The sequence below is a fragment of the Acidaminobacter sp. QWL-03 genome, assembly GCF_058683855.1.
In genome coordinates, this window is record NZ_CM178752.1 from 3,189,574 (window position 1) to 3,205,505 (window position 15,932).

Here is a 15,932-nt window from a genome sequence, read left to right on the forward strand (position 1 = left end):
AGTTGGGTGACCATCGGCAAAAGGAAGTTTTTGCTTTTGGCTGTTACAACATCATCAATTGCAGCGAACAATTACTCTGCATAAGTATTAGATGTGAAATAGTGTATTTGGTTTAGGTACAAAAGAATTATTGAAATTGCTTTTTACATTCATTTGTTTTAAAAGTGATTCAGTTTAGATAATGGAAATTCTATATTTTTACATTATCTGAATGAGACAAAACTTAGTTTTTTCAACGAGTTGAGCCAGATAAAATGAGCGAAGCAACTTGTCTTAAATTTTGTAGGTTCATTTCTCTAAGAAGTTAATGTTATAGATCGTTGAAATCACTGGATTTATTGCAAAATAACTGAAAATAGTGACAATTCCGAATCGCAACTAACGATTATTACATTATATGTAAAATGTGTTCGTTGTACCCTGAACAACTAAACTGTATGATTTGACTGAGTTTTCAATTTGATTATAAGCAATATTATTATCTTACAATTAAAACCAAAAAGGGGAATAGACATGTTGAAAAGAAAATATTTGTGGTGGGATCAGTTGTCAAAAGATGAAATTTTAGAAGATGTTAAAGCGTGTGATATCGCAATTTTACCAATTGGCGCAATTGAGCAGCATGGCCCTCACTGTCCTTGCGGCAGTGACGCATACAACGCAAAAGGTTTAGCAGAACGCATTGCTGAAAAGACAGGCGCAATGCTCCTGCCGCTTATGCAGTACGGTGCACATCCGTATCATCACTGGTATATGCCGGGCAATCTGCCGCTTTCTTATGAAACCCATATTGGAGTGCTGTGTGACATTATTCGTGCAGCCTCATTTACCGGATATAAGAAATTCTTCATTTTATCTGCGCATGGTCAACTCTCCACCACCATGATTGCTGTACATAAATTGGGTCTGGAAGGTTTCTTTACATTATCTTGCCACTGGTATGATTTGCTTAGGGATAACCAGACCGTCCTTTCGACTCCAATGGTACATGCTGATGAGGCAGAAACCTCATTAGCTTTATACATGTATCCTGAATATGTCGATATGAGCAAAGCTATTGATGATGGTGGGGAGCCGCTGGTCAGCAGAGAATTCGTGAGCCTTCCCGGCATGTCGCCAAAACCTGGCCAAATGTTCTATTTTGAAGGCACCATGGCTCGACCTGAATACAAGGAATTGGAAAGCGGCGTTATTGGATGGGCAACGAGAGCGACGACAGAAAAAGGCGAGAAGATCGTTACTGCTACCGTAGATTACATTAGTAAAATCATTGAGGATATCAAAGAGAGATATCCTGTGGGCGTAGTACCTCCGGTTAAATAACACAAAGTCATTTGAAACTTTATAAACTTCCTCGAGAAGTATCTGAGGCATTGCTTTAATTGTCATATAGTGAACATACAAAAACGCTCAAAACCATTTATACAAATGGTTTAAGAGCGTTTCTGCATATCTATTTACTGTTTTTGATTCCTGATTTCGTAACGTTGATGAATGGGGGAGGAGCATGGTTAAAGCAGGCACAGAGAAGCAAAGGATTACTTCAAAAGATGTGGCGCGCATTGCAGGTGTCTCACAACCTACCGTTTCAAGGGTTTTTTCACCGGCAAGCAAAGTTAAACCTGAAACTCGTGATAAAGTTATGAACGCTGTTTTAGAACTTGGATATAAGCCAAATGCTATTGCTCGAAGTCTTACCTCTCAAAGGACAAACATTGTTGGAATTGTAGCTCAGTTAAACAAAGATTTTTCTCTCTACACTTTGGATTTAATTTCGAGAAAACTTCAGACAGAAGGCAAGCAAGTGTTGCTCTTTAACGTTGATACAGACCAGGAATTGGATGATGTCATCTCCAAGGTACTGCAGTACCGGGTAGATGGTTTGATTATAACCGTCACAACATTCACTTCTAAACTCGTAGAAGATTGTGCAAGACAAGGAACCCAGATTTTACTTTTTAATAGACATATGATGGGGTTGAATATTAATTCTGTAAGCTCGGATAATGTAGAAGTCGGGCGAATGGCAGCGAATTACTTATTGGATACAGGACATAAGCGACTGGCCTATATTGGTGGCAGAGACAAAGTTTCATCCAGTAATGACCGTCTGAAAGGTTTCAGAGACCGGATTCAAGAACGGGGCGTCGATAATCCCATTGTAGTGTATGGCGGTGAATACTATTATGAGACTGGCAGAAAAACTGCTGGGCAATTACTTCAAAGACAAGACAGGCCGGATGCAATTTTTTGTTCGGGTGATGTTTTAGCGTTTGGTGCGATGGATGCTGCTCGCTATGATCTGGGTCTCAACATACCTGAGGATGTTTCAATTATTGGCTTTGATGATGTGACGCTTGCCTCGTGGCCTTCCTACTCGTTGACCACAGTGAGACAACCTATTGTGGAAATGGTGGATACGGGCATAGAAATGCTTTTAAAGAGTATTGAAAATAGTGACTTTGAGCCTGAACTGAAACTATTTCAGGGTCAGCTGATCGAACGATCAACGGTGCGAAGATTATAAGCCATTTGAGGGGGTCGCTGCCAGATACCCCCAGTACGGTCGACTAATTTCAAACTCAAATGAAGCTGTGCGACCATTGGCAGAGCACTGGTTTTCAAGGATTTTAAGACATGCCGATGGTCATCCAGCCCACAATTTGCATTGTGTTTTACCCCGATGTGATGGATAATAAAGTTAGAGGTGCCATAGTCAGAGCGTCAGACGAATTTTCACCGCGCCTGACGCAGTAGGCTTTTTTTGGTGCGATCAAATCCTGATCCATATTTCTGTAATTGTAAGGCACCCGGGTTCTGAAAATGGTGCTTGAGAGGGAAATGATCTTGTGACTTTTGACCGGAAAGGGGGGAGGTCAGGCACGTGACTTGAGCGGTGTTAAAAGTATCCGCTGGGAACACTGTCTGACCAAGTTGGAATGAATACAGTATTGTTTGACCGGGTCGTTGGCAAGATTTTTCTGGGGCTGACCGAACTGATGGCGACAGAGTGGATCGTGAACGGATGAAGCCAGTGAAGCCAATGAACCATCTGAAGCCAATGAACGCTGTGAAACCTATGAACTCGATGAAACCAGAGGTCACCATAAGCGAGCCGTTTACCCTGGCATCCATTTCCGACGGAAGACTTTACGAACTTGAGGACCTGGTCAGGGCGGATTCCGACGGGTGCGAAGGCTGCAGTGCATGCTGCTGCGGTGTCGGTGAGCTGGTGAAGTTAACACCCTTTGACATCTATGAGATGAAGCAGGGGCTTGGGGATACCTTTGATGTCTTGCTCGCGAAGCACCTGGAGCTGAGCACCGTTGATAAAATCACGCTTCCGTACTTGAGAATGTTAGGTCCTGATGAACGCTGCAGCTTTCTGAACGAAGTGGGACGCTGCTCAATTCATGCGTATCGACCCAATATCTGCCGATTGTTCCCCCTGGGAAGAGTCTATCAAGAAAAGGATTTCAAATATTTCCTGCAGGTAAACGCCTGTGTGAAGCCTAAACTTAAAAAGGTCACAGTGGAGCAGTGGATAGGCATTGAGAACTATGAGAAAAACAAGGCATTTCTTCTGGCCTGGCATACCTGTCTGAAGGCCCTTGCATTTCGTTTCAAGTTCATTCGGGATGCAGAAGAACTGAAGGCTGCCAATGACTACTTGTTGGAGACGTTCTACCGAAGACTGCCTAATGACAGTGACGATTTTTACGATGACTTTTTTAAGGCCCTGGCTGAAGCCAAGGACCGGTTGGGGATTATTGTTTAGTGACCTTTTTCGAAAGGGTCACGTCTGTACCCATTAGGGTGAAAGAAATTTCTGAAGTGGATCGACAATTAAATTAACCCATTATCGTACAATCAGATAATGGGTTATAAAAAAAGTGTAACTTCCATATTTCACCATGAATAGGCAATGAATAAAGCATCCGCATAGAGGGGGCGCCTACAATGAGAAGGATTAAAGCTGCTCTATTGTCAATACTTCTTATAATAATTATTGGTATAGCCGGATACGTGATCCTTGCGAAAGTGGATTTATTTTCTATTGGAACGAATAAGAGCTCAGAAATATCTTTGGTACAGGACAAGCTGGTGGAACTTTCAGAATGGACAACCCTCAGGTATGATTATAGAAACGTCATAGTAAGCCGTACAGAAAGAAGTCTGTCTCTTCCCATTATTAGCGATATACAATTTGCAGAAACCATTAAGCTCATTGAATACACGGGTTATCTAAAAGCCGGAACAGATCTTTCAAAAGTTGAAATCACGTATGACGAAACATCCCAACAGTATAAAGTCCGAGTTCCAAAATCACGAATACTGGATAATGTTGTGGAAACTGAAAATACGAAAGTTGAAGATCTAAAAGGCAGTATTCTCTCGGATTATCCTACTCAGACCATCTTGGATGAAATAAACGCAAGCAAGAAAACCCTTGAGGAAGAAAAAATAAGCCAAGGATTCTTAGAAGAGGCTGATCTTCGAATAAGCGCCCTGATGATTTCCTTTCTAAAATCCTTTGACTTTGACAATGTGGTTATTGAATTTTATTAAACTTCAGTTGTTGGTCAATATGACCATCGGCAGAAGAAATCTTTGAAGTGTCTCATTATTGCAGCTGAGCATGCACACCTGAATCCGCCGTTATTGAGATATAATTAAATCAGATGAACAAAATGGGAGGTCGCTTGCATGAAGACTACGGACATTGATGCTATACCGGGAGAAAAATGGTTCCCCAAGGAGACGCATTTTATTGAGGATCTGCAGGAATACTGGGGGGACTGGGGTGTTTCATCTGAAGTGGACAAATTGAGGGCGGTTTTGATGAGGCGTCCCGGCAAGGAAATTGAAAAATTTGATGCTAAAGAGGTTCGATTTTCGGAGGTGCCTGTAGATATTGAGTTGATGCGCAGGCAGCATGACGCGGTTGCCAATATTTACAGAGACCATGGCGTCAAGGTCTATTATGTGGAGGAGCAAAGGGAAGATCGCCCGAATGCCGTCTTCTGCAGAGATTTAATGTTCATGACCCCTGAAGGCGCTATAATTTCCAGGCCTGGCATGTCAGCGCGCCGCGGGGAAGAGCGGTATGTCGCTCAAGCCCTGGCAAAATTGGGTGTTCCAATTATTAAGACCATTAATGGCGACGGGATCTTCGAAGGTGCCAATGCCATGTGGGTGGATCGTGAGACCTGTGTGATCTCGACGGGCAGCAGATGCAACCGCAGCGGCTATGACCAGGTGGCGGAAGAGCTGCGCAGAATGGGCGTTTCCAACATCCTGCACATGCAGCAGCCTTACAGCAATATTCATATTGACGGCCTGATGAACACGGCGAGTCATGATACGGTGCTGGTTCACGCCTCGCAGGTGCCTTATGATGTGCTGAATGTGCTGAAAAAGAAAGGGTACAATATACTTGAAGCGCCGTCGACCACTGAAGTGCGGTCGAACTTTGCGTGTAATTTTGTCGCCTTAGAGCCAGGGATGGTTGTCATCCCTGAGGGAACGCCAAGAACGCAGGCGTTGCTGGAAGACAATGGGATTAAAGTTATTCCCGTGGAGGTGTCGGAGATTCTTAAAGGCCGCGGGGCGATTCACTGTATAACGGCCTACCTGAAAAGGGGCTAGGGGGCTAGAGGGCTCGACGGCTCGACGGCAATGCACAATAAAGTCATAACATCTATAAGAGGGAGATGGCTTGGTTGAAAAAAGAAAAAGCGACATTGTCACCGGAACAACGCGCAGAACTTCTCAGTGTATTGAAAATCCGTTTTGAGAAACATAGAAATCGCCATCAGGGGCTTGATTGGGATCGGGTTCAGGAAAAACTGGAGAAGAATGCAGAGAAGCTGTGGTCGCTGTTTGAAATGGAAAGAACCGGCGGTGAGCCGGATGTCGTTTGCGGTGATCAACTATCAGATGAATTCAATTTTTATGATTGTTCAGCGGAAAGCCCAAGCGGACGCAGAAATGTCTGCTATGACCGTGAAGCGCTTGAGTCAAGGAAAGCAAACAAACCAGAGCATAGTGCCATGGGCATGGCGGAAGACATGGGGATTGAGATTTTAACGGAGGAACAATACCGGCAGCTGCAGGCATTCGGAAGCTTTGATACTAAAACGTCGAGTTGGGTGAAGACACCGGACAAGATCAGAAAGCTTGGTGGGGCCATTTTCTGTGATCGCCGCTATGATACGGTGTTTATGTACCACAACGGTGCGGAGTCGTACTATGGTTCCAGAGGATTTCGCGGCGTGTTGAGGGTTTGAGTTTTATCAAGAGAAGAATAGGTATACAAGCAAATAAAAACGATGTATCATAACTGTATCGTGATAAAGTTTATCAAGAGGCAGTTTGGAGGACGGCTTTATGTTTATTGGTAGAGAGAAAGAAATTAAGATACTGGAGAAAAGAGTCAAATCTAAAGGATTTGAATTTGGATTAGTTTATGGCCGAAGAAGAATAGGAAAGACCAGATTGTTGAAAGAGATTGTAAATAAATATCAGGGGATTTACTATGTCGCAAATGAAATGGGACTTGAATATAATTTAAAACAGCTGAGCGCTGTGGTCGCAAGCTATTACAATGAATCATTTACATTTGAGAACTTTGATCAGCTTTTTCAATACATTGCAAAAAGGAGTCATGAGCAGAGAACAATTTTTGTTCTTGATGAATTCACGTATCTTATATCATCAAATGTAGAATTGCTCTCTGTATTTCAAAATGCCATTGATCAATATTTATTGAATTCAAACGTAGTTATGATTCTATCTGGAAGTCACGTTGGCATGATTGAGGATGCCATTTCGTATAAAAAGCCTTTGTATGGAAGAACAACCTTTAAAATTAAAGTAGAGCCATTTGATTATTATGATTCAGCAAAATTTTATCCTAATAAAACGTCTGAGGACAAGATTCGTCTCTATAGTATATTTGGTGGGGTGCCATTCTATACGAGTAAGATAGACGATTCGAAAAGCGTAAAAGAGAATATTGTGGACTTGATAATTGAAGAGGGTTCAATTTTTGAAGACGAAATTGCATTTTTTTTAAGTCAGGAAGTGCGTAGTGTCTCGACCTATGGGAAAATATTGAATGCTATAGCTTCGGGAGCGACAAAACTTAGCGAGATCACTACAAAAAGTGGAAGTGTAAATACGGGTACGACATCGAAATATTTGGATTTGCTTCTTACACTTGGAATTGTAGAAAAGGAATATTGCTTTGGAGAAAATAACAAATCAAAAAAGACGATTTATAGGATTCGAGATCAATTGTTTAATTTCCATTACTCATTCATTGAGAAGAATAGATCCCGAAAAATTATCATGGATCCTGACAATTTCTTTGAGCAAGTTGTGCTTCCTCATTTGGATGAGTACGTCTCTGTTGAATTTGAAACGATTTGCAAAGATTTTCTGAAGAGAAAACATGTTTCTTCGATTCAAGAAATTGGACGTTTTTGGCATAATGACGCGTCGAAGCGTCAGGATGTTGAAATTGATATAGTTATGAGAGCTAATGAGCAAATCTATTTATATGAATGCAAATGGACGAATACTCGAATTGGTATGAGCATAATAAAGAACTTTGAGCATAAGTCAAATTATTTTACCGGTGCGCTTCTTGGATTCTTTTCTAAGACGGGATATAACAGCGATTTGATTGATAAAGGGTATGACTTATATGAGATAGATGATTTATACAATTTCGACTAAATGAAACTGCAAAAGTTTAATAATAACTGAGGTTGAAATCTTGTGGCCATCGGCAGAAATCATCTATGCTTTGTCCAACTGTTGGGATCCTACACTTACAAACAAACGGCAGGAGGCATTCCTATGTCGGAAATAAAGACCAAACAGCACGATCAAGATGTCTTTGAATTCATCAATACCTTCGCGACTACGGAGCAAAAGCGTCAGGACAGTCTTGAGCTTGTGAAGCTGATGCAGGACTTTACAGGGCACCCGCCAAAGATGTGGGGGCCTACTATGATTGGGTTCGGTATGTATCACTATAAGTCGGAGCGGAGCAAGCAAGAAGGGGATTGGCCTTTAATTGGATTTTCACCGCGAAAAGCGGCAATTTCGCTTTACGTGTATACGGGAAACCCGGAACATGAGTATTTGCTGAAGGACCTGGGCAAGTATAAGGTCGGGAAGGCCTGCATCTATATCAAAAAGCTGTCGGACATTGACCAAGAGGCGCTGAAGAGGTTAATGCGGGTCAGTATTGATTTTTTGGAAGAGAAGTATGGTCGGGCAAGTGAGTAATAAAGGACACTATGAAACTTTAACGACCATCGGCAGCGCCTTGAGTCCTTTTAGGGATTTCGTCCTTTTAAGGATTAGGGTGTGCCGATGGTCGTTTATGCAACGTGTAGACATTATTATCTTACAGCAAGAATTTTTCGCTGCAAGGTTCATAGGAGATTAAAGTGATTATTGGATTGTTTTTAACAAAGATTCGTCTGGAGGCAATGCATCAGATGGTTTTATAGTAGTCATCCACTGCATCAAAAAACGCCAGGATGTTGTCCCAATTTGACAGCGGCGGGATATCGCAACCGGAAGAAATAACGAAATTGGGATATTTTGCGCAGTCCTTCAGCAGACTAAGCGTTTCGGCTGTTATAGATTCAACCGTTCCGTTTCTAAACTGTTCAGAAGGTGAGATGTTGCCCATTGCGACGACATTCTCAGGAATATACTTCATCATTTCACGCATATCGATGGCATCTCCAAAGTGGAATGCGGCAGCGTTGGTTCCCAAAATAGAATTTATGCTCGGAATGGTCGCGTTGCCGCAGTTGTGGTAGATGATCGCAAAATTCTCATCCTGGACAGCGTTTACAATTTTCTTGACGTAGGAGGATGAAAATTCTTCAACTAATCCCGGTGACAACAGACCGGCAAGCGGTTCTGCCATAACTATGCCGTCAGCGCCTGCGGCTTTGTAGGCTTTACTGTATTCAATCAGAAAGTCTGTCACTTTTTCAAGGACCAGGTGGACCATGTCTGGATCTTCATAACAATAAATCATTGCTTCTGAGACATCCATTAGTCGTCCAGCCAGTGAAAATGGACCGATTACGCCGCCGAACACAGGCTTGTCATTGATGGACTGCGCCGCCAACCGGATCGCTTCAATGTAAATGCCAGTTCTGCCGCTGCCCACTTCGGGAATATTTAGTGCTTCTGCTTCTTCAATAGTTGATATTATTTTCCCAATTACAGTAGGCACTTCGTCATCGCAAAATTTAATTTTTGAACCGAAGGACTCAGCTTCCACGGATAAATCCATCATACTTACCGCAGCGGCTGAGTTCACTTTTTCTGAGATCAGTTTCATGCCTTTTGCCTGCTGCTTACTGTCAGAAATAAGCTCAACAACACTTATATCCAGCAGTTGGATCGAAGGAAATGACAAGACTGGCATAGCCTTCTTCGTTGGTGATTTAATTATTTCAGAGAACCAATTTGTCATGTTCATAATGCGCCACCTCTTAGGTTTGATTTAGTTTAATTATATTGATTGTTAAATTTTTGTTGTAGAAAATTCGTTTGATTTTTTGTATTATTTTTAACAAATTAAATAAAATACGTCTTCTGTTTTGAATTATTCGGCTTGGAGGTTGGGCTGAAACTGTGGACATTATAAAAGTGTTTGACCGAGCAGAGACATAATTATATAATTCGGAGATAATATTGAGTAATGAAATTTTTAAAGGGTAAAAACAAGTCAGATTATTTCAGATCATGCTAAAATTTAAGTGATTTATTTAATTTTATAAATGAGATAAGATGGTGTCAGGAATTGAAATGATGATGGCATATTTATTTTTGATTAGTTGAGAATACGTATACTTATTTTGGGGGCGCTGGCATGGCTAATAAAAAAATTGAGGAACGCAGAATTACTGCAAAAGATGTGGCGCGTCTAGCGGGTGTTTCTCAGCCAACGGTTTCCCGTGTCTTTTCATCTGATACCAAGGTGGCGCCGGAAACCTGTGAGAAAGTTTTGGCGGCTGTTCTTGAACTCGGCTATAAGCCAAATGCAATCGCTCGCAGTCTTACCTCTCAAAGAACGGACATAATTGGGATCGTCACGCAGTTGAGCAAAGGTTTCTTTCTCCCAACACTGGACCTAATCTCAAGAAAATTACAAAAGGCAGGCAAACAGGTGCTCTTGTTTAACGTTGAGCCTGACCAGGAGTTGGATGATGTTATTTTCAGAGTCCTCCAGTATCAGGTAGACGGTCTGATTATAACAGCGGCGACCCTCTCTTCAAAAATGGCAGATGTTTGTGCCAGACAAGGGACCAAAGTGCTCTTATTCAATCGTTACATCCTGGGGACCCAAGTAAATGCGGTCAGTTCTGATAATGTAGAAGGCGGACGTATGGTAGCCAATTGCTTACTGGATACCGGACATAAACGACTCGCTTTTCTAGGTGGCGGAGAAATGGTGACGACCACGGTGGATCGCTTGAAAGGTTTTGGTGATCGGATTAGAGAACGGGGTATTGAGGATTTTATTATTGATTACGCCGGAGAATACTTTTATGATGCGGGAAGAAGTGCTGGCATACGGTTGCTCCAATTGCCGGACAGACCGGATGCGATTTTCTGTGCAGGTGATGTATTGGCGCTTGGCGTCATGGACGCAGCTCGCCATGATTTAGGATTGAGGGTGCCTGAGGATGTTTCGGTTGTGGGCTATGATGACGTCGCTGTAGCATCTTGGCCGCCTTATGATCTGACTACAGTCAGGCAGCCGTTTGATGAAATGGTGGATACTGGAATTGAAATGCTGCTTCGCAGTATTGAAAACCGAGATTCGGATCCGGAATTGAAACTATTTCAGGGCAAGCTTGTTAAACGTTCAACAGTGAAGAACCTATAATTTAAATTCAATAGATCCAGTTAATTTGACTACCCGTCTTGCGGGTAGTTTAATTTTTTGGAGTGATTATTGATCTGCAGGGCGATGTTACTTTTTAAAAGCTAATAGTCATCATAGGAAAATGCACCGCAAATCCCATTATGAACTTAAAAACAACTTGACACCGTTTATTTTAAGGAGTAATAATAGAGTAAAGCATGAATGCGTATTCACGAATTTGAAAAAGACGAAAAATTATACTCGAAGTTCTTTTTTTAACCCAGTTTTGCTTAGCTTTTGAACTATAATCAGTTTGTTTCATCTATCTTAGGGGATGCCCCATCAAAACTTAAATTGTCAGAATATTCAAACGGACGAGAGGCTGTAACATTATCAATCCATAAAAATTATGAAAAAGGAGAAATGACATGTTGAAGAGAAAGTATTTGTGGTGGGACCAATTATCAAAAGATGAAATTTTGGCAGATGTCAAAGAATGTGATATTGCAATATTACCTATTGGAGCCATTGAGCAGCATGGACCTCATTGTCCATGCGGCAGCGATGCCTACAATGCCAAAGGCTTAGCAGAACGGATCGCTGAAAAGACAGGCGCAATGCTGCTGCCGCTTATGCAATATGGTGCACACCCTTATCATCACTGGTATATGCCGGGAAACCTCCCGCTTTCTTATGAAACTCATATTGGTTTACTCTGTGATATTATTCGAGCTGCGTCATTTACGGGCTACAAAAAATTCTTTATATTATCTGCACACGGACAACTTTCGACAACGATGGTTGCTGTACATAAATTAGGTTTGGAAGGTTTCTTCACCTTATCTTGTCACTGGTATGATCTGCTGAGAGACAATCAAACCGTACTTTCTACCCCAATGGTTCATGCGGATGAAGCGGAGACCTCCCTGGCATTATATATGTATCCTGAATATGTTGATATGAGCAAGGCCGTAGATGATGGCGGAGAGCCGTTAGTCAGCAGAGAATTCGTAAGTCTGCCTGGCATGTCACCAAAACCTGGTCAAATGTTCTATTTTGAAGGCACAATGGCCAGACCTGAATACAAGGAATTGGAAACTGGTGTTATAGGCTGGGCAACGAGAGCGACAACAGAAAAAGGCGAACAAATTGTCACTCAGGCTGTCGACTACATTAGCAAGATTATTGAAGACGTCAAGCTCAGATATCCTGTCGGAGTTGTACCTCCGGTTAAATAGACCGAGTTAAATGCGGTATTGAAGCAACCAAGGTCAGGCATCTTAAAATCACAGTTATATTTTGACAATTTTGAGGAGGCTAGTCAAAATGGCATATGAGTATTTGAAAGAAGCAAAGCCAGCTAAAGCAGAGGACCTCAGTGAACTTAGAGTAACCGTTGCGGATTTGATCCAGCAGGTAAAAGTCGGCGGAGATCAAGCTGTTTACGAATTAGCGAAGAAATTTGATAAGATAGATCGCAGAGCCCTCAAAGTAACGGAAGAAGAGTTTTACAACGCCAGAAAAGAAGTTCAGCTGACACTAAAAGAAGATATTAATTTTGGGATCAACCAAATCAGAAATTTCGCGAAAGCGCAGCGGGAGTCGCTGTCAGAATTTGAAGCAGAAATTTACCCGGGTATTCACCTCGGACATAGATTAATCCCTGTTGAAAATGTTGGTACATACGTGCCGGGTGGCCGTTATCCAATTTTGTCTGCAGCGCAAATGCTGATCGTACCGGCAAAAGTTGCCGGATCCAAACGCGTCATTGCCTGTACACCTCCAAGAAGCGATGGAAAAGTTCATCCTGCTGTCCTTTATGCGGCTCAGGAATCAGGCGTAGATGACGTTTACTGCATAGGCGGCGTCCAGGCAGTTGCAGCCATGGCTTATGGTACAGAAACGATTAAGCCGGTAGACATCATTGCGGGACCGGGAAACAAGTGGGTAACCGAAGCGAAGAGACAGGTTAATGGGATCGTTGGGCTCGACTTACAAGCCGGACCGAGTGAAATCCTGATTATTGCAGATGAAACGGGTGAAGCCGATATCATAGCTGCGGATCTTCTTGGGCAACTCGAGCATGATCCAAACGCGAGATGCTTACTTGCTACAACGTCACGACAATTGGCAGTTGAGACAATCGCAGAGGTTGAAAAACAATTAAGTGTATTGTCAACTGCAGATGTGGCCAGAGTTGCATGGGAAAATCAGGGAGAGGTCGTAGTTGTCTCTGATCTGAACGAAGCTGCGCATGTTGCAAACGACTGGGCGCCAGAGCACCTTGAAATTCACACGAAATATCCTAAAGTGTTGTTGCCAAAACTCACGAACTACGGCGCTGCATTTCTTGGTGTAGAAACCGCTGAAGTGTTCGCAGATAAAGTTGCCGGGACAAACCATACATTGCCAACTGCGAGAGCAGCACGTTATACTGGTGGCGTATGGGTGGGCACTTTCCTCAAATGGCTGACTCATCAGTGGGTATCTCAGGACGGAATGAAGCTGCTTGCTGAAATTACGGTGAATCAGTCTACTATCGAAGGTATGGCTGCTCATGCAGAATCAGCCGCCATTCGTCTGAGAAAGATGAAGTAACGGCAGTCGAGTGGTTTCAGACTTAGCTTAAATTCATCAAACGTACAAGGAGGCTGTGCCGCATGGATCAATGCACAAGTATGGTATTGGAAAGAAAAGAGATCGAAAGCGTACTTGAAAAATCTGAGATCAGCACAACTGAAGAGGCCGTGGCATTTGCTGACGCACTGACAAAAATCATTTGGAACCACAATCAACTCGGGCTGATCTATGACTACTATGATGAAAATGTAGTGTATAAGGGTGCTTATGGTAAAAAGATCACGGGCCCTGACAGTGTTGTTCTTGAATTTTTGGCCATGCAAGCAGCGTTTCCAAATTTGAGGGTCCATATTACAGAAAGCTTTGGCAGAGCCCTGGATGACGGCGGTTATGCTGTCTACCAGCGTTCCTATGCTGAAGGTACGAACTCCGGAACCAGCCAATATGGACCACCTACGGGGAATAAGCTAAACGAGAGCAATTCTATGGGGCAAACGGTCTACCAATTTCATAAAGTCAATACGAGGTGGAAGGTAACGGAAGAGGTGTCGCTTCGCAGCGAGGAAGTCATTGAGAAGTTGCTGAAAAACGAAGCTTAGTGCCTTTAAACGTCATAACCTGTCATCAAGGGATGGAAAGAAGACTTTTATCGAATGGGGGGCCGGGATATGTTGCCTAAGAGAAATAATGAAGAATTTCAAAGACTTCTGAATATAGTCAAACGTGCGGATCTGCAAACACCCGCGGATGTGGAAGAATTTTTTGTGGCATACACCAAATGTATTTGGGATTATAAATTGGTCGGGTTGATCTATGATCATTACACGGATGAAACAGTCATTCACGGTGAAAATGGTGTAAATATAGCTGGGATTGATGCTGTCGTTCACCATACTCTGGAGCGCCTGTATACTTTGCCGGATATGAGGATCAATTTCTCCGGGATTCATGCTTCCAAGGTGAGTGATGATGAGTTCAAGTTCATTCAAATGACTTACCCTGAGGGAACTTTTACCGGGCCATGTCAATATGGACCAGCAAACGGGAAAAAACTCAGCCAGGATAATATCATGAATATGTGCGAATGCACCGTCAAGAAGATCGATGGTGTATGGAAAATCACCGAGGAGTGGGGACTGCTTGGATACAAGAAGTTTCTGTCTCAGGGCAGTACGAATTAAATCAAACGGTTATTAGAATCTATGTCATAAATTAATGCAATTTAATAGTCAATCCCTTCTGACGGCTTAGGCGTTCATCCATTGTAAATGTCACTCATTTGTTTCAACTGGCAAATTGTACATGACGAACGCCGAGCCGTCCATTTTTTACATAGAATCCGAAAAGTAATCCAATGATTCATCTCTGAAGGTCAAAGGAGAAAAATATGACACAGCTCAGCCAGGAAATGAGTATTGCCATTGTCAACTTCAGTGTAAAATCCGGTGATAAAGCAACTAATCTCAAGAGAATTGGAGAATTTGTTGAGGAAGCGGCACATCAAGGCGCGAACCTGATCTTATTCCCCGAAATGAGCTTAACAGGCTATGATTACTATATTGACGACTCGGTCAAGAATGAGAACAAACTTGAGTTGGCAGAGACCGTTCCTGGGGAGGCTACGGATTATATTTCCGAACTGACTAAACAGCATAAACTCTATGCGGTGTTTGGCATGCCGGAACGGGAGATCGAAGGCGGTCATATCTTCAATTCTGCTGCTGTCGCGGGGCCGGAAGGATTTATTGGCGTATATAGGAAAATTCATCCTTATGACAAGGAAAACAAATGGTGTGTTCAAGGTGACAAACCTTTTATGTTTAATACACCATGGGGACCGATTGGTATTGGTATATGTTACGATACTTATCATTTTCCGGAACTTATGCGGTATTATGCCTGGAAAGGCTGCAGGCTATATTTGAATCTCACTGCTGTGATCAGGGAAACCGTTGTGGAAGACGCGCTCCAAGAGGGCTATTTAACTTACTTAAAAAGTGGTGTCTTAATGAACCATATTTTTATTGCAAGCTCCAATCTGGTAGGTCTGGATCTTAAAAATACTTTTGGCGGCGGAAGTATACTTCTGGGGCCACAAGTTGTCAGCAACGACACAATTGCGTATAGCAGCTGTTATGGTGGAGATATTGAGTGTGATTATGAGCGAATGTATATTTCAAAAATTGACCTTGCCTTGGCAAAGAGAACAATTTTTGAGAATAATCCATATACGGCGAAACCTGCTTTCAGGCCTGATTTATACTCGAATTTCTACTCAACTTTCTACTCAACTTTCTAAGATTAAACCATTTATACCGGTTTGAATTATCTGAAAATTGTAATAATTATGTTGATTCAAACATGTAAAAGCGTTATAATAACGATTGAGAATACGTATTCAAAGGAGTCGCTGCATTAATACAAATTAAACATTTCTATT

At 42.3% G+C, this 15,932-nt stretch carries 15 protein-coding genes; 14 read left to right on the forward strand and 1 reads right to left on the reverse strand.

The features are described from left to right. Window positions 1-513: 513 nt before the first annotated feature. From AC4PHM_RS14800 to AC4PHM_RS14835, 8 genes are all read left to right on the forward strand, one after another. Window positions 514-1,323, forward strand: a complete 810-nt coding sequence (locus tag AC4PHM_RS14800; RefSeq protein ID WP_291405551.1) for a creatininase family protein — start codon at window positions 514-516, stop codon at window positions 1,321-1,323. A 184-nt stretch (window positions 1,324-1,507) separates the two neighbouring features. Continuing rightward, window positions 1,508-2,527 (forward strand): LacI family DNA-binding transcriptional regulator, encoded by a 1,020-nt coding sequence (locus tag AC4PHM_RS14805; protein WP_492018504.1) that lies wholly within the window; start codon window positions 1,508-1,510, stop codon window positions 2,525-2,527. Between the two features lie 498 nt (window positions 2,528-3,025). Next, the gene (locus AC4PHM_RS14810; RefSeq protein ID WP_492018505.1) at window positions 3,026-3,778 is read left to right on the forward strand and encodes a YkgJ family cysteine cluster protein; all 753 of its coding nucleotides are present in this window, start codon (window positions 3,026-3,028) and stop codon (window positions 3,776-3,778) included. A 182-nt stretch (window positions 3,779-3,960) separates the two neighbouring features. After that, entirely contained in the window at window positions 3,961-4,569 is a 609-nt protein-coding gene (locus AC4PHM_RS14815; RefSeq protein ID WP_492018506.1) for a DUF4230 domain-containing protein, read from the forward strand. Between the two features lie 138 nt (window positions 4,570-4,707). After that, a complete protein-coding gene (locus AC4PHM_RS14820; protein WP_492018507.1) occupies window positions 4,708-5,649 on the forward strand; it encodes a dimethylarginine dimethylaminohydrolase family protein in 942 nt (313 codons plus the stop codon). 74 nt (window positions 5,650-5,723) lie between these two features. Continuing rightward, on the forward strand, window positions 5,724-6,290 hold the full coding sequence (locus tag AC4PHM_RS14825; protein ID WP_330583806.1) for a DUF4256 domain-containing protein: 567 nt from the start codon (window positions 5,724-5,726) through the stop codon (window positions 6,288-6,290). Between the two features lie 100 nt (window positions 6,291-6,390). Next, on the forward strand, window positions 6,391-7,743 hold the full coding sequence (locus tag AC4PHM_RS14830) for an ATP-binding protein (RefSeq protein ID WP_291405561.1): 1,353 nt from the start codon (window positions 6,391-6,393) through the stop codon (window positions 7,741-7,743). Between the two features lie 123 nt (window positions 7,744-7,866). Beyond that, window positions 7,867-8,301 carry a DUF1801 domain-containing protein gene (locus AC4PHM_RS14835; RefSeq protein ID WP_492018508.1) on the forward strand — a complete coding sequence of 145 codons (435 nt, stop codon included), beginning with the start codon at window positions 7,867-7,869 and terminating at the stop codon, window positions 8,299-8,301. 211 nt (window positions 8,302-8,512) lie between these two features. Here AC4PHM_RS14835 and AC4PHM_RS14840 read toward each other — a convergent pair whose 3' ends face one another. Then, the gene (locus tag AC4PHM_RS14840; RefSeq protein ID WP_492018509.1) at window positions 8,513-9,520 is read right to left on the reverse strand and encodes a uroporphyrinogen decarboxylase family protein; all 1,008 of its coding nucleotides are present in this window, start codon (window positions 9,518-9,520) and stop codon (window positions 8,513-8,515) included. A 393-nt stretch (window positions 9,521-9,913) separates the two neighbouring features. On the opposite strand from AC4PHM_RS14840, the gene AC4PHM_RS14845 reads away from it, so the two are divergent. The 6 genes from AC4PHM_RS14845 (at window position 9,914) to AC4PHM_RS14870 (ending at window position 15,791) form a co-directional block, all read left to right on the forward strand. Then, entirely contained in the window at window positions 9,914-10,933 is a 1,020-nt protein-coding gene (locus AC4PHM_RS14845) for a LacI family DNA-binding transcriptional regulator (RefSeq protein ID WP_492018510.1), read from the forward strand. A gap of 407 nt (window positions 10,934-11,340) precedes the next feature. Continuing rightward, the gene (locus AC4PHM_RS14850) at window positions 11,341-12,150 is read left to right on the forward strand and encodes a creatininase family protein (RefSeq protein ID WP_492018511.1); all 810 of its coding nucleotides are present in this window, start codon (window positions 11,341-11,343) and stop codon (window positions 12,148-12,150) included. Window positions 12,151-12,238: 88 nt separating this feature from the next. Then, window positions 12,239-13,510 carry a histidinol dehydrogenase gene (gene hisD, locus AC4PHM_RS14855; RefSeq protein WP_492018512.1) on the forward strand — a complete coding sequence of 424 codons (1,272 nt, stop codon included), beginning with the start codon at window positions 12,239-12,241 and terminating at the stop codon, window positions 13,508-13,510. 62 nt (window positions 13,511-13,572) lie between these two features. Further along, window positions 13,573-14,091: an ester cyclase gene (locus tag AC4PHM_RS14860; protein ID WP_492018513.1), complete on the forward strand. Its 519-nt coding sequence runs from the start codon at window positions 13,573-13,575 to the stop codon at window positions 14,089-14,091. A 69-nt stretch (window positions 14,092-14,160) separates the two neighbouring features. After that, on the forward strand, window positions 14,161-14,673 hold the full coding sequence (locus AC4PHM_RS14865; protein ID WP_492018514.1) for a hypothetical protein: 513 nt from the start codon (window positions 14,161-14,163) through the stop codon (window positions 14,671-14,673). A 206-nt stretch (window positions 14,674-14,879) separates the two neighbouring features. Further along, complete coding sequence (locus tag AC4PHM_RS14870) at window positions 14,880-15,791, forward strand: carbon-nitrogen hydrolase family protein (RefSeq protein WP_492018515.1); 912 nt, start codon at window positions 14,880-14,882, stop codon at window positions 15,789-15,791. The last annotated feature ends 141 nt before the right edge of the window (window positions 15,792-15,932 follow it).